The sequence below is a fragment of the Bradyrhizobium sp. 14AA genome (genome assembly GCF_054185205.1).
Genome location: NZ_JAVAYM010000010.1, coordinates 1 through 13678 on the forward strand (window position 1 = coordinate 1; position 13678 = coordinate 13678).

The following is a 13678-nucleotide window of genomic DNA, read 5'->3' on the forward strand; positions in this document are numbered from 1 at the left end:
CCTTGAAATGGGCGTGAACCACATATGGAGCCGGGGCTTTTGCCGTCCGCGTATGTGGCAACAGTACGGTGACAATTATCGAGGCGTCTGCATGGTCTACGATCGCCAAGCGCTCGATGACGCGATACCCATGGCTGGAAATCCAATGCTCGCGCTGCAAGACGCGGCGCGATGTGGATCTGGCTGTACTGCCGCATGCTTCCACTACCTTTGTCCATGACCTGAGCGGCAGGCTCCGCTGCAACAAGTGTGCTAAGGCGGGACGTCGCCCTGCCCCGACGCTGCTAAAGCTCGCGCGCCATCCCCGCCCCGCTTCTCCCGAGACATGACGATGTGCAATCTCTACTCGATGACCAAGAACGTTGATGCGATCCGTCAATTATTTGGAGCGCTGAACAGCCATGTCGGAAATCTGCCGAGCATGCCTGGCATATTTCCTGACTACCCCGCCCCTATTGTCCGCAACTCTGCAGACGGGCGCGAGATCGTGATGGCGCGATGGGGAATGCCTTCGTCGTCAAAGGCCCAGATGGACTCAACGAAAAAACGGGCCGAGAAGCTCAAGGCCAAGGGCAAGACGGTCGAGTTCAAGGAATTGCTTCGGCTGGAGCCGGACAGCGGCACCACCAATATCCGCAACACAAGCAGCAGCCACTGGAAGCGTTGGCTCGGGCCTGACAATCGCTGCCTGGTGCCACTTACGTCGTTTTCCGAGTACGACACAATCGAGGGCAAGAAGGTCGTCCCTGTGTGGTTCGCTCTTGATGAATCTCGTCCTCTCGCCGCGTTTGCCGGCATCTGGACGAACTGGACGAGCGTTCGCAAGGCCAAGGAAGGTGAGGTCAGCATCGACGTCTTCGGGTTCCTGACCTGCGAACCCAACGCCGAGGTCAAGCGCGTGCACCCGAAGGCTATGCCGGTGATCCTGACGACGACCGAGGAGTACGATGTGTGGATGCGGGCGCCGTGGGACGAAGCCAAGGCACTGCAGCGACCGCTGTCCGATGGCGCCTTGAGGATCATCGCAACCGGCGAGAAGGAAGACGCCGCGCCAGGAACGTAATGTTCTGCACAGGCGCTGCGGAACAGGTGGACAAGCCCTAGCCCTGCCGGTTGCGAATCCGTGCCGCGTGCTAACTGCTCGGAACGAGCAGGCGGGCGGAAGGATTCGTCCCGACAGGAAAGCATCTCGATGCTGATGATGAAGGAACGCCCACCGACAATACGGACGCTGAGGGCTGGGCAATCAGCGTGTTGAAGGAGGCCGGCGCCATCCGCGAATGCGAGGAGCACGGCTGGGCGCAGGACCGGGCCGACCCGCATGCCCGAGAGCGCGCTTCGATATCGCCACACACGATCCAGCCCTTGGGATCTCTCCGGGCGATGCCGTTGCGGAAGTGCGCGAGGTCTTGGAATCGATCGGCGACACCTGCCCGGAGTGCCTACCCAAATCGGCAGGTGACCGGTGACAGCCGAAGCAAGCCTTCCCAATTGGCGCGGGCCAATCGACAGTCCGGGACTAACCAAGCCGCAGCGCTTCGCTGGCAGCTTTTTTCTTGGTCGTAAAGTTACGTCAGGAGGCGTTCGCCCTAGCCCGTTCGCGCGCCTCGCGACGACGTTCGTGGCGTTCGCGACGCCGCTTGGCACGATGGGCCGGCTGCGGCAGCGGAGGCACGGGCGCCGGCGCCACCGAGACCAAAGTCGCTTGGACCGGTTCGGGCGCGGCCGGGCGGGCTTCCATAAATTCGAGCACTTCCCGCCCCTTTGACGTCAGCCTCCACCCGCCGCTAATGCGTTCGACCAGCCCTTGTGAAAAGATGTCGAGATCAGGAACCCGTGCCGCAAGGCGCTTGGTCCGGTCAGCCCAATCGCGGCCACTGGTGGCCAGGATGGCCATGTCCCGCTTGAGATCCTCCATGATGGCGAAGCCATCTGGATAGCTCACCAGGATCTTCAAGACCGTCACCTGGAAATTCACGCGGCCCGCTCCGGATCAATCACCGCCACATCGTGGGCGCGTGCGAGAGGGCGTCACGGCCGATCTGCCTCAGCCCCTCGGGACAGACCTCGCCCCTTTTTGCAGCCTCCAGGATCTTCGAGGCCACGTGCGTACGTGCTCCGATCTCGCGCTGCGAGACGTCTTCGCAGACTTCATCAAGGACAGCGCGCAAAAGCGCGGTGGTGGCTGTGTCGAACATGAGATTGCCCCCATGCTGGAAAGCCCTAGTTTATCATGGTTCTTTCGGCTTTGGGATTCAGGAATGTTAAGCTTTTCAGAGAATGCGGCAATAATTGTTGAGGCCTAGGAGGCAGAGGCGCCGTGGGCGCACGCGCCACGCGGCTATTGCTGCGATGCAGCGGGCGTGCGCTGCACGGTTCGCAGCGATGGCTTCGAGGTCTGGATCCGACTTAAGCCTATAGCCGGTTGCCTGAAGGGCGTGCGCAGGGGTGATTGCGGCAAGCACGATGCGAGCTATTGGAAGATTCGCGACGACGTCTATTTAGTGACCTGGCGCGAGATCCTGATCAATCTCGCCGCCGCCTTTCGTCTACGACATGAAAGCGTGCCGGAGTACTGGCTGTCCATTCGCTGAAGGCCGAGAGGATCGGCTGCGACGCCGTCAGTGTCGATGGCCTCATATTGCGCGGTGGCGTCGATGAAATAGATCTTGCCGCCCGGGCAACGTCGAGATCGCCCGCGAGCCAAAGGCGCGAATCGTCCTTGAACCGATACCGAAGTACGGTTGGTCTTGTCGGTGACCTGAAGACGGTCCGATCCAGCCTCACGCCATAAACCCCATGCCGGCGACACAGACCAGGCAAGTTCTCCTCGCGATCGAGTGCCATGCCGAGCCTCCGATGCGAGCAAACTCCTGACGCTGGTCGTATTCCGGGAGCACGAAAGCGGATGATCGAGCCGTTGCGATCGACGGAATAGAGATGATCGTTGCGGTCGAGGATAATGTCCTCCGGACCCTCGATGCGATCGAGCGCCATCGCCCTGCGTTCTTCAATCGATCGCTCGGCGAAGAACGTGCCACTGCCGCGCTCAATCGAGGGTGGCTTGGCGAACTCGACAAGACCGGGCTCACATAGACCTTCTGCAGGAGATTTCCCTTGTTCTTGACGAAGTCGACGTTGAAGCCGACCGCAGCCAGCAGAATGGCGCCGATCGCGGTGGTCGTCAGGCTTCCCGCAAGACGTGGGCCAGGAGCAGCGATCTCTTGACGTCGATGCCAGCATGGCGCGGCGCCGTGCGGCTCGAACCGACCGCCATGAAATGCACTCCGGATCGGATCCGCGTCAGGTAGAATGGCGAGGAAAACTCCGGTACCGAGAATATCCGAGGCGGCACTTTCCGAGGAAGCGCTGGCCAGCTCGGTCGCCAACATTCCCGTGATCTTGTTGTACGCGCCCCGCGTAATGACCAGGACGAGGTTGTCAGGGACGGCTGGGTCTTCGCATAGGCGATTAGACGTTGATTGCTCCAATCAGCGCGCCCCAGGCAAGAACAGCAACAATGGTCAGCGGCAACGGCCACTCCTGCACCTGGAGCAGGTACAGGGTCACAAATCGGTCGTCGCGAACACGGCGCCACCGACAGATCGATTCCGCCGGACAGGGTCGAAATCGCCATGGCCAGGGCCAGGCTTGCTCGGGAAGCTGCGCATCAACTGCTGCAATTGCGGGAGCGGCGCGGAGCCGCCGGATTCCAACACCTCGACGTGATCGTCTGACCGTGCCGATTGGTAGTGCAGCAGCAGCCTTGTCAGGAGAGAAACTTACAACTAGAATACGAGCGCGGCGTTAAGACACCGAACTGATTTTAGCAGGGAGGGATTGCTCATGGCCTCGCACATCAAGCCACAACCCAATTTCAATCGGCGTTGGTTCCTTGCAGGAGCCGCCGGCGGCGCACTGCTTCCCGCGGCAGCCCAGGCGGCAGGGTCGAATAAAAAGCAAAAACGCGGAATTTTCGCGGACGAGATGGGCACTGCGAAGGACGATTTAGAAGATAAGGTGGCTGATTTCTCGTACCAAAGTGATGTCCTCGCACAATGGATCGTCGATATCTGGACAGGTCCCGCCAACAATCCCCTGATCACGCCTAGTACGGGTATGATATCCATGACGCAGTACCTGGCGCGCTCGACTGCAGCAAAAGCAGCCCTTGCGGCTCGGGGAATTTATTTGGAGAAACCCATCGTCATCACGGAAGACGAGTACGATGCTGGGTTCAATTTGGCAGACGCAGGGCTCGACAGAACTGTCGGAGTCGTTTTGGTGTTGCCGAGACCCACACGTCCGACTCTTGTCGGGCCTCCGCTGCTTGAGACGGCCAAGTTGCTGATGGCTATCACGCCGAACGGAATCTAGCGGTATTGCGATCCGTTTCGGATGCGACAGGGCGGCTCTGGCTGGGCCCGAGTTTGTCGCATCCCAGCGAAACCACACGGGCGTTCACTCGAAAGTGGAGGTTCGAATGACACGGCAGGTCACGGAGTGGGTCACCATCGCGGGTGATATTTCGATCATCGCTCGCGAGTCGGGAGAGGTCTGGTTTCATGCTCCCGGCGGTACTGAGGAAAACATGGATCCCTTCTCCGCGCCGATGACAGGTGTGGGCTCAGCGGGCAGTACGATCGGGCTGCTCGACGGCGCGATCAATCTTGGATTTGCGACAATCGAAAAGAAGCTGGCGCGCCCTGACCCGACGCTCGTCGGCTATGTCGTCGCATTGGTGGGCGCATATCACACCTCCGTCGATACGCCTCGAAATCTCAGGCGCGCCGCCCGGCGCTTCAGCGAGCTGGGGAGGCCCGAGGTTGCAGACTACTTGGAAGAGCGTGCACGCGAGGAGAGCGGTCACGACCGGCTCGCGCTGAAGGATCTGCGTGCGCTAGGGGTGCCCGGCGAGCGACTCGTCGCCAACTTCATTCCAGAGGGTATCGAGCCGCTCTGCAAGCGCTTCGATGATCTCTGCGTCCAGGACTATCCAATCGGCTGCATCGGCTATTCGTACTGCCTGGAGCGTATCGCGGCGCTGAAGCAGGCGAGCGATATAGAGAGAGTGCAGGCAATCTGTCCGGTTGACATTGATGCGACCCGCTTCCTCAGAAGCCACAGCTCGCTCGGAAGCGAGGCAAACCACGTCGAGGAAACCATCAAGTTCGTAGCGTCCCTTCCCGCGAATGATCGTATCAGTATCGTTCAGGAGACGTATGAATCGGCGCTGATCCTGGCGGAGGGATATAATCACGAGCTTCTCAAATCCGAAGCGGAGATGCTCGAAGAGCTCGAGCAGGCACTTGGAGAGGCGCTCCCCCATTGTCGCAGCTTACATCCTTTGAAGGGTGAAGGGCACGACGCTCGTCGGCCAGCAGTGTGAGCGGGACAGCGCGATAGTCCATCGCCCGAGAAGTACGAGGATGGCGCCCGGTCCTGGTGGAGGAATTGCGATTCAAGGCAATCGGGACGCGCGAACCGCGCCGTGGGTAGCCGGGTAGTGCACCGGCGTATGGCGTCCTCGCGCCGCGCTGCGGTTGCGCCTCGACACCGAACAAGGAAAATTCAGTGTTAACGCTCATATAACGGTCATATAACGCTCGCTCATATAATGTCGTGTGCGGAAACTAATATTGTCCGCCAGAGAAGGTTTCCTATGTTCACGCGACAAAGGCCGCGCATGGAGGTCTGAGGCACAGCTCCTTGATGGGCCCACGGCAGTAGGCAAGGACCTCTGCAATGACGAGGACAACAACCACCGACTTCGCCGAGTGGCTGGGTAGACACGGTTTAACCCAGTACGCCAAAACCTTCGCCGAAAACCATATCGACTTCTCGGTCCTACCGGATTTGACGGAGAATGATCTCGAGAAGCTGGGAGTATCGTCTCTAGGTCACCGCAAGAAGCTGCTAACGGCCATCAAGGCATTGAGGGATGCTCGCCAGCCCATCGGCACGCCGACAGCGGTTGCAAGCGCCGCTGCGGTATCGCCTGCTCCGGACAAACATCGCGAAGCTGAATTTCGCCAGATCACAGTGATGTTCTGTGACCTGGTCGGCTCCACGCAGCTAGCGGAGAAGTTGGATCCTGAAGATCTCCAAAAACTCATCGACGCGTATCGGGTAGCGTGCAGCGCCGCAATTGCGCGCTATGGAGGTGAGGTCGCCCGCTATTTCGGCGATGGAGTTATGGCGTTTTTCGGCTGGCCTCGCGCGCACGAAGATGACGCCGTTCGCGCTGTTCACGCCAGTCTGGAAATTGTGTTCGGGATTTCGAAGATTTCAGGGCCTGCCCCCCTGAATTGTCGAGTGGGCGTTTGCTCGGGCCCTGTCATTGTCGGTGAGATTGGAGATAGTGGTAGGTGGTCGATGGACGCGGTGGGGGAGACGCCCAATATCGCCGCACGTCTACAGACCTTTGCCGCTCCCGATACGGTACTCATCTCTGAATCGACGAGGCGTCTCGTATGGGCAGCGTTTGATTTTCAGGACGTCGGGCTCCATGAAATCAAGGGCCTGAGTGAACCGCTTCACGTGTATCGCGTGCTCTCGGCCAAACATTCCGCCAGCCGCTTCGAGGCTGCGCATACGGGCTCTCTTACCCCACTCATTGGACGTTCGACCGAACTGAGCCTGCTGCTAGATAGATGGCGGAAGGTCAACGAAGGTGAAGGCCAGGTCGTATTGCTCTCGGGTATTCCCGGGGTCGGCAAATCAAGGCTACTCCACGAGTTGATATCGCATGTTCAGCAAGAGCCGCACATTCTGTTGCACCATCAATCCTCGCCCTATCATAGTCAAAGCGCATTCTATCCAGTGATCGGTCAGATCGAACAAGCGGCCCAATTGACAGCTCGCGGCGCTGAGACCGAAAAGCTTGTCAAGCTTACGAATTACCTTCCGCGATCAATCAATCATTCCAAAGAGCAGGTCTTGCTCATTGCCAGACTGTTATCAATCTCTTTGGAGAATAGCCTGGAACTATCCGGTCTTACGTCGCAGCAAATAAAGAACAGAACGATAAGCACGCTTGTCGACATGATCTTGGCGTTTTCCGTCCAGCGCCCCACGCTCTGCATCTTCGAGGATGCGCACTGGCTGGATCCATCGACGCTTGAACTGCTTGAATCGATCACTAGCGGGATCGATCACGCTCGTGTGCTACTGATCGTGTCGTGCCGACCCGAGTTTCGTCCCAATTGGATGACGCGGGCAAACGCCACCATGCACTCGCTCACTCGATTGTCGCTAACCGAAGTCAAGGCGATGATCCGAGATATCTTGAAGGGAGAAAGCATGCCCGAACCGGTGCTCGACCGGATCATTGCAAAGGCTGATGGCGTGCCGCTTTTCGTGGAAGAACTGACCAGCAGTATGATGGGTGCGCCCTTGCGAACCCGAGGCATCGCGCGCGCACCACAGCTGGCATCGCTCAGGGTTCCGGACACGCTGAGTGATGCATTGATGGAGCGGCTGGACCGCGTTGCGCCGAGCCGCAGGCTTGTACAGATTGCGGCCGTGATCGGGCGCGAGTTCTCTTATGACCTGTTGTCGGCTGCATCGCGAATGAGCGATGACGACATGCTGTCGGCGCTCTCGTCGCTCGAACAAGCCGACATCATCTACCGAGTTGGAATTTCGCCTTCCCTTCGTTTCGCCTTCAAGCACGCGCTGCTGTGTGACGCAATCTATGACTCCTTGCTTCGGAGTAAGAGGCAGCAGATACACGCGGACATCGCGGCAGTCTTGCAGCATGATTTTTCGGAGCTCGCCGAAAATCAACCCCAGATTCTGGCCTATCACCATCAAGAGGCGGGCGATCACCAATCGGCCATTCGTTGCTGGTTCGAGTCCGGGCGGCGCGCGCTCGCGCATTCCGCCAACGCCGAGGCGATTGCCAGCTTTCGAAAGGCCCTTCAGCTTCTCGACGCTTTGCCGGAAACGCCCGAGCGTATCAAGCAGGAGATCGACCTTCAATTGGCGTTGGGAATACCGCTTATCGCCGTTCAAGGGTATGCTTCCGCGGAAACCCGCGAAGCGTTTTCGCGAGCACATGTTTTATGCCTGCAACTAGGGGATGTCCCTGAGTATTTCCAGGCCCTGTTTGGGTTGTGGGGGCACTCCTGGATGGGTGGAAAGAATGACGATGCGCTCCGCTTGGCTGGTGAGTTCCTGTCACGGTCTCGAGCATTGTCCCAACCCGTGCCGCTGATGATGGCTCATAGGGTGATGGGCAGCACGTTGTTGACGATGGGGCACTTCCGATCGTCAGCGGACCACTTCATGGATTCGATCGAACTCTCAGCTGGCAAAGGAAAACAGCCCCTATCCAATCTTTATATGGTGGAACCCCAAGCGGCTTCACTTCTGCTCCTGTCCTGGGACTTGTGGTTTCTCGGTTATCCGGATCAATCACTTTCCCGCGTTTCGGACGCGCTTGCTTTGGGTCAAGACCTTGGCCACTCCTACACCGTGGCGTTCGCGCATTACATGACGTCTGTTGTGCACCTCCTGCGCGGCGAGGCCGGCCGCGCCTTCGAAAGCGCCGAAAAAAGCTTTCAAATCTCGCAGGAGCAGCGGTTTTCGCTGTACGCAATCTTGTCGAGAATTTCACGAGGCCGGGCAGCGGGCGAACTAGGCCGACTCGAACAGGCCCTGGAAGACATTCCATTGGGACTCGACGAAGCGCGACGGAGTGGCGTCGGCTTCATGCGTCCAATGATGGTCAGCTGGCTGGCGGACCTGTACGCCAGGACGGGCGAAATCCAAAACGCGCTATCGATTGTCGAAGGCATCCTGCTCGATATAAGTGAGGTGACCGGCAGGTCCTGGGAATCAGAGTTGCATCGCCAAAACGCGCAACTTCTTCTCGTGGGTAATCCATCGAAGACAAGAGAGGCTGAACTTCATCTCAAGCGATCTATCGAAGTGGCGCGTGGTCAAAGCGCCAAATCTTTGGAACTGCGCGCCGTCACAAGCCTTGCAGAGCTCTGGCGGACGGAAGGGAGGCCTGATGAGGCGCGCGCTGTTCTAGAACCAATCCTCCGTTGGTTCGACGAAGGAGCCGAAACGGCTGATCTCAGACGAGCGCGCGACGTTCAAAGGACCTTGAGCTGATCTCGTGCGACGCGATCGCCGCCGCCAGAGCTATTGCATCGGCCGCCAAAACTTATGACGTTGGAAGTTCGCCGCACTCTCCTTGGGGCCGTGGCTGACTTCCGCTATTCGCCCCGCACTGTCCGCTGCCGAGTACTGAGCGGAATAAGGTCATGGAGCTGCCGAGGGCAGCCTTTGACCCAGAGCGGAAGCGCCGCGAGCATTTTGTTGCTTCGACGTCAACGTGGTGGTCAGCTAGGAAACGGCTTGCTTGTAGAGGATGGATGATATGAGGCGGCGGGAGTTCATCACGCTTGCGGCAGCGGCGGCCACTTCCGCAACGGCTGCGCGTGCGCAACAGACGATAAGAAAGAGGCGGATCGCAATTGCAGTGCCGGGCCGTTCCGTAGAGGAGATAGGACTAATCCGTACTTCCGATCCTTCCTCGATGAACTCGCCGGTCTTGGGTTTGTGGAAGGGCAAAATCTGGTAGTTGACCGCTTTTCGACCAGAGGACAGATGGACGCATATCATGATCTGGCTCAAGCCGTGGTGAGCAGTCAGCCAGAAGTAATCTTGACGGGCGCGCGCCACCAATGACGTTGGCCCTGAAAGCCGCAACGCGGACAATTCCGATTGTGACGATCATAGGTGACCCGGTGGCCTTGGGTCTCGTACCGAGTCTGGCGCGACCCGGAGGGAATATCACGGGCGTAACCGTTGATGCAGGTATCGAGCTTCATGGGAAGCGACTATCTTCTGCTTGAGACAAAGCCCGAAGCATCAAGGTTGGCGTATCTATCATCTTCTGCGGGGTGGAAGCAGCCCCCCAAGCAGCCATGGTCAGGGAAGCCGCGCAACAATTGAAGCTCTCCATGACGCAAGTGGACTTAGGCACCAACCTAAATGAGGCGGCCTATTCCGCAGCCGCTGATTTGGTCGAGAAAGAGAGGCCAGACGTGATGATGGTATCGGATGAGCCAGAGCACCTATCTAAGAGCAAAATCCTGCTTGAGATTGCGGAGCGTGCGCGAATCCCGGCCATGTATTGGCATTGGCCGGAGGCTTGATGGCGTACTATCGCGACCTCATTGGCGCGTTTCGACACGTTGCTGATCAGAGGGGCGCAATTTTGAAAGGCCAGAGCCCAGCCGAAATTCCTTTCTATCAAACGACGAATTTCCTGCTCTCCATTAACACGAACGCCGCGAAAAAAATGGCCTTGAGCTTCCGCCCACGTCTCTCGCTCGGGCCGACGAGGTGATCGACTAACTAAAAACCCCGCCGGTCCCTAAACGCAGGGCAGCTTCTGGCCCTTCAGCGACCTCAGGTTAGTGCTGCTTTTCCGCCATTGTTCGGGCTTGAGCGGACATAGAGCGGTGAGCCGCTTAGCCGGGACACGGTCTAGTTCATCAAAGTAACTCAGAACTGAGATGACCTTGTTCGGGGGGCGGCCTTTCGCTTGGGATAATGGACGACAAAGGAACGTCTAGAATTCTGCAAAGATCGAACGTGCGCGCGGCGGGGACTTCATTGATGCCGGCCTCATAGTGTCCAATCTGTTGCTGGGAAACACCTAGCATCCTTCCGAGATCAGCCTGAGTCATCCGGACGCCGAGCCGACACTTTCGTATTCTTGCTCCCATTTGAAGGGCGAAGGTCGAGGCTGTCCTCTTCATTGATGCACCCCTAGATTCCGTGGCATGCTAATATCAAGTTACTGCCTACTTCCGAAATGCTCTCCTAGCGATCATTTGGCTCGTATCGAGCGTCGTACTTCATTCACGAGCTGACGGCGCTGCCTCCATCGGCAGCGGGCTTCTTCGATTTCCCAGAATGCCCAAACGAAACAGGCGCCCAGGCTAAGTGTAATCGGTATCAGCAAGAATGCTCGATCGCTTAGGGGCTGCATCACACAATTTCCAATGCAAATGAAATTTTGGCTGTAAGTGACCCGATCAGGGAATGTTAACAGTGGGTAGCGGGCCAGAGGGCCGGATCGCCACTTTGTTGGGGGGCTCTTCTGCGAATGCCACGAGTGCAATCAAACCGGCACAAGATAGGATGATGAAAAGGCCCAGCCGCCATCGCCCTTCCGTCCGGTCGTCGTCGGACGTGTCAAGCCGGCGCGGGCCCGTTGCTGTGCGCATCGTTAATCTCCGAATACCGTGACAATCAGAAAACCAGTCTTCCCCAGCTCCAGCTGTGCATATCGCGCCACTCAAAAACGAAAACTACCTAGATAGGTGGCTCGCTATCGTTTATGCATGCTCTGGCCAATCGCCGACCTACACACGCTTCGGAAACCTATGAATCTCGTCACCGATCTCGCCGATCCGCAAGATCAAGAAGTTTACGCACTCTGGGATCAGCTGGCCGACTTCTCCGTCGGCGACGGTGACGCCGCACTGACGCACTTGCTGTCCGCACTTGGCACCATGTTGTCGGCACGCAATGTGCTATGGGGTGTGCTCGTGCGATTGCCCTCGCCGAAGAGGGGCGATCCCTTGCTGGGCTGGCGTCCGCGGCTAGTCCGCGTACTCGACCCGATTCCGGTGGTGGCAGCTTCGGTGCAGACGCAGTACGATACGCTCTGGTCCAACAACGTTGACCTGTCTCAGATCCTATCGATGTCGGGAGATGAGCCCTTCCGCGTCCGTCTGCTGTTCGAAGCACTGCCACCGGAATGGTTCGAGGGCGAGCACTATCGCCGGCACTATCTGGACGCCGGCTTCGCCGACAGCATTTCCGTGCGAATCGCACTCAATGCCGACGTCAGGATTCGCCTGTTCGTATTTCGCGATGGGCAGTCACCGCGCTTCACGCCTCAGGACGCTCAGCGTCTGGGTTTCGCGATGCGTGCCTTGCGGTGGTTTCACCGGGAGCAACTGCTTAGTCATGGTCTGCTCATCGCCAACGCCCCCCTGACACCTGCTGAACGCAGGGTGCTCCTTGCACTGCTCGACGGGCACACGGAAAAGCACATTGCGCAGAAGCTCGACCAAAGTCCGAACACCACGCATTTCCATGTTAAGGCGATCTACGCCAAGTTCGGTGTGCGCAATCGGTCGGCGCTCAGTGCGTTATGGCTCGGCAAGTTGCGATAATGGAGAGCTGGCGTACGTCAATTACGCACCCTGTTGTGTCGGTGATATTGACCGATTGCTGACCTCAGTGGAGGCTCGATTTTGTGCTGGCATAGTACGAGTGTTGCGATGCCCAGTCTGGACGAGACGGCCGTCTCATGAGCAAGCCCAAAGCCGGTGTATACTGTGCAGAGGCGGAGCTTGATTCGTCATGTTGGATGCCATTCTCCTGCTGCTGGGAACTGGAGCGGTAGTTCTCGTTCTAATCGCGTTTTGGGGCGCGTATAGCCGACCGCGAGAGCGCTAACGGCATTGCAGCGCGGTCTGCCGCGCGATCAGTGCCGCCGCTGATCCAGCTCTTTGAGCATCGCGTGAAGAAAATGGCTTGCGCGGACGTAACTCGCTCTCCCGTCCGGTAATCGCTCTTGCGCCCGAATTGAGCACGCCACCAACGGCATCAGGACCCATTAGATCAGCGGATCTGGGCCATGTTTCAAAGCGCCTTGCCAGCATTATGCATCCCGGGAAGCCAGACCCCGGCTCGCTTGTCGGGCGCGAAAGCTCCATGAGAATGCTAAACGGCAAGCAGACAAGTAACGGACGCAGGCAATGCGCTATAGTCCCAAGGCTAAGGCCGTCCGCCGCTCCAGCTCCGCCACAGCGCCTGTCCCTTGCGGTGCCACTCCGCACCGCCGCTCTCTGACGGATAGCTCTCTCGCGTTCGTCTGGACCAATGAGCGGGCGCTTGGTGAGACCAAAGCCTAACGCATCATACAACTCTCGTCGCTGATCGCAGGAACGGCGCCGCCGCCCGTATCACGGCATCACCAAAAACTAGGTCGGGTTTGCTGTCCCTAGGGCTCCTAATCATCAACCTACAAAACTCCCATAGAAACAAACGTCGATCCCCCCTTTGAAGCAGCAACTTTACGGAGGATGAACAATGCGCATTTCGGCTTTGGTTACTATCCCGCTGCTCTCGTCTGGCCTCGCTTCCGCTGCCGCTGTCGCACAACAATCGGAGAACTCTCCCGATAACCAGCCCCAGGCGACTCCTGTCCAACCAGAGCGCACGCCACAACAGGCGGACCAGGCTCGCGAGCGCGACCGTCAGAACGCCGAAGAAACTCGCGTGAAGCGGGACTGGACGACGCAGCAGCGCGAAGAGGATCGCATGGGCATGGAGCGCATGCGTCAGCAACACATGGACGCATGATGGAAGATATGGACCATCGCACCATGGGTCGAAATCAGCGGATCCAACGCGATGATGAAGATATGGATCGTCGGTCTCGCTACCACGATGAGGACAGGCCCCGTCGTCGCGTGAAGTCTGCTTCGAGTATGACGACGGCGACGAGTTTTGTCGTTACCGCGACTGAGTGGGGCCGCCAACTGTCCGCACAATAATAGTCAGCGGCCCCGTGCCAGCCACTTGCAATTGCCCTGCCTCAAGAGCAGCAGCCACGACCAGCATTCAAGAAAGTCGG

Annotated in this window: 16 protein-coding genes and 2 pseudogenes; 13 read left to right on the top strand and 5 right to left on the bottom strand. The window is 58.5% G+C overall.

Annotation, left to right across the window (positions count from 1 at the left end; translation table 11 throughout):
* Positions 1–7: 7 nt before the first annotated feature.
* The 4 genes and pseudogenes from RAD15_RS19065 (at position 8) to RAD15_RS19080 (ending at position 1469) form a co-directional block, all read left to right on the top strand.
* On the top strand, positions 8–220 hold the full coding sequence (locus RAD15_RS19065) for a DUF2971 domain-containing protein (RefSeq protein ID WP_458179926.1): 213 nt from the start codon (positions 8–10) through the stop codon (positions 218–220).
* Positions 126–329 (top strand): annotated as a pseudogene (locus RAD15_RS19070) (hypothetical protein); the annotation flags it as partial. The gene RAD15_RS19065 and the pseudogene RAD15_RS19070, both read left to right, overlap by 95 nt.
* Positions 330–331: 2 nt before the next feature.
* Positions 332–1063, top strand: coding sequence for an SOS response-associated peptidase (locus RAD15_RS19075; protein ID WP_458179677.1), 732 nt, complete (start codon positions 332–334; stop codon positions 1061–1063).
* 129 nt (positions 1064–1192) lie between these two features.
* Positions 1193–1469: pseudogene (locus tag RAD15_RS19080) on the top strand (hypothetical protein).
* Positions 1470–1573: 104 nt separating this feature from the next.
* Here RAD15_RS19080 and RAD15_RS19085 read toward each other — a convergent pair.
* Together RAD15_RS19085 and RAD15_RS19090 are read right to left on the bottom strand one after the other, a co-directional pair.
* Entirely contained in the window at positions 1574–1978 is a 405-nt protein-coding gene (locus tag RAD15_RS19085; RefSeq protein ID WP_458179678.1) for a hypothetical protein, read from the bottom strand.
* A gap of 19 nt (positions 1979–1997) precedes the next feature.
* On the bottom strand, positions 1998–2198 hold the full coding sequence (locus tag RAD15_RS19090; protein WP_458179679.1) for a hypothetical protein: 201 nt from the start codon (positions 2196–2198) through the stop codon (positions 1998–2000).
* A 165-nt stretch (positions 2199–2363) separates the two neighbouring features.
* On the opposite strand from RAD15_RS19090, the gene RAD15_RS19095 reads away from it, so the two are divergent.
* Positions 2364–2594, top strand: a complete 231-nt coding sequence (locus RAD15_RS19095; RefSeq protein ID WP_458179680.1) for a MoaF C-terminal domain-containing protein — start codon at positions 2364–2366, stop codon at positions 2592–2594.
* Here RAD15_RS19095 and RAD15_RS19100 read toward each other — a convergent pair.
* Positions 2527–3243, bottom strand: coding sequence for a hypothetical protein (locus RAD15_RS19100; RefSeq protein WP_458179681.1), 717 nt, complete (start codon positions 3241–3243; stop codon positions 2527–2529). The genes RAD15_RS19095 and RAD15_RS19100 overlap by 68 nt on opposite strands.
* 603 nt (positions 3244–3846) lie before the next feature.
* Here RAD15_RS19100 and RAD15_RS19105 point away from each other — a divergent pair.
* The 3 genes from RAD15_RS19105 to RAD15_RS19115 all read left to right on the top strand — a co-directional run bounded on the left by RAD15_RS19105 (position 3847) and on the right by RAD15_RS19115 (position 9123).
* Positions 3847–4377, top strand: coding sequence for a hypothetical protein (locus RAD15_RS19105; RefSeq protein WP_458179682.1), 531 nt, complete (start codon positions 3847–3849; stop codon positions 4375–4377).
* Between the two features lie 106 nt (positions 4378–4483).
* Positions 4484–5389, top strand: coding sequence for a hypothetical protein (locus tag RAD15_RS19110; RefSeq protein WP_458179683.1), 906 nt, complete (start codon positions 4484–4486; stop codon positions 5387–5389).
* A gap of 356 nt (positions 5390–5745) precedes the next feature.
* Positions 5746–9123 carry an adenylate/guanylate cyclase domain-containing protein gene (locus RAD15_RS19115; RefSeq protein WP_458179684.1) on the top strand — a complete coding sequence of 1126 codons (3378 nt, stop codon included), beginning with the start codon at positions 5746–5748 and terminating at the stop codon, positions 9121–9123.
* A gap of 234 nt (positions 9124–9357) precedes the next feature.
* Here RAD15_RS19115 and RAD15_RS19120 read toward each other — a convergent pair whose 3' ends face one another.
* On the bottom strand, positions 9358–9699 hold the full coding sequence (locus tag RAD15_RS19120; RefSeq protein WP_458179685.1) for a hypothetical protein: 342 nt from the start codon (positions 9697–9699) through the stop codon (positions 9358–9360).
* Here RAD15_RS19120 and RAD15_RS19125 point away from each other — a divergent pair.
* The 3 genes from RAD15_RS19125 (at position 9699) to RAD15_RS19135 (ending at position 10366) form a co-directional block, all read left to right on the top strand.
* Positions 9699–9869, top strand: a complete 171-nt coding sequence (locus RAD15_RS19125; protein ID WP_458179686.1) for an ABC transporter substrate binding protein — start codon at positions 9699–9701, stop codon at positions 9867–9869. The genes RAD15_RS19120 and RAD15_RS19125 overlap by 1 nt on opposite strands.
* A gap of 72 nt (positions 9870–9941) precedes the next feature.
* On the top strand, positions 9942–10172 hold the full coding sequence (locus tag RAD15_RS19130) for a hypothetical protein (protein ID WP_458179687.1): 231 nt from the start codon (positions 9942–9944) through the stop codon (positions 10170–10172).
* Positions 10172–10366, top strand: coding sequence for a hypothetical protein (locus RAD15_RS19135; RefSeq protein WP_458179688.1), 195 nt, complete (start codon positions 10172–10174; stop codon positions 10364–10366). The genes RAD15_RS19130 and RAD15_RS19135 overlap by 1 nt, the downstream gene beginning before the upstream one ends.
* 148 nt (positions 10367–10514) lie before the next feature.
* Here the strand turns inward: RAD15_RS19135 and RAD15_RS19140 are convergent, their stop codons facing one another.
* Positions 10515–10781 (bottom strand): helix-turn-helix domain-containing protein, encoded by a 267-nt coding sequence (locus tag RAD15_RS19140; RefSeq protein ID WP_458179689.1) that lies wholly within the window; start codon positions 10779–10781, stop codon positions 10515–10517.
* A 630-nt stretch (positions 10782–11411) separates the two neighbouring features.
* Between RAD15_RS19140 and RAD15_RS19145 the strand changes: the two genes are divergently transcribed.
* Both RAD15_RS19145 and RAD15_RS19150 read left to right on the top strand, forming a co-directional pair.
* Positions 11412–12209 (top strand): helix-turn-helix transcriptional regulator, encoded by a 798-nt coding sequence (locus tag RAD15_RS19145; RefSeq protein WP_458179690.1) that lies wholly within the window; start codon positions 11412–11414, stop codon positions 12207–12209.
* Positions 12210–13131: 922 nt separating this feature from the next.
* Positions 13132–13404, top strand: coding sequence for a hypothetical protein (locus RAD15_RS19150; RefSeq protein WP_458179691.1), 273 nt, complete (start codon positions 13132–13134; stop codon positions 13402–13404).
* Positions 13405–13678 lie beyond the last annotated feature (274 nt).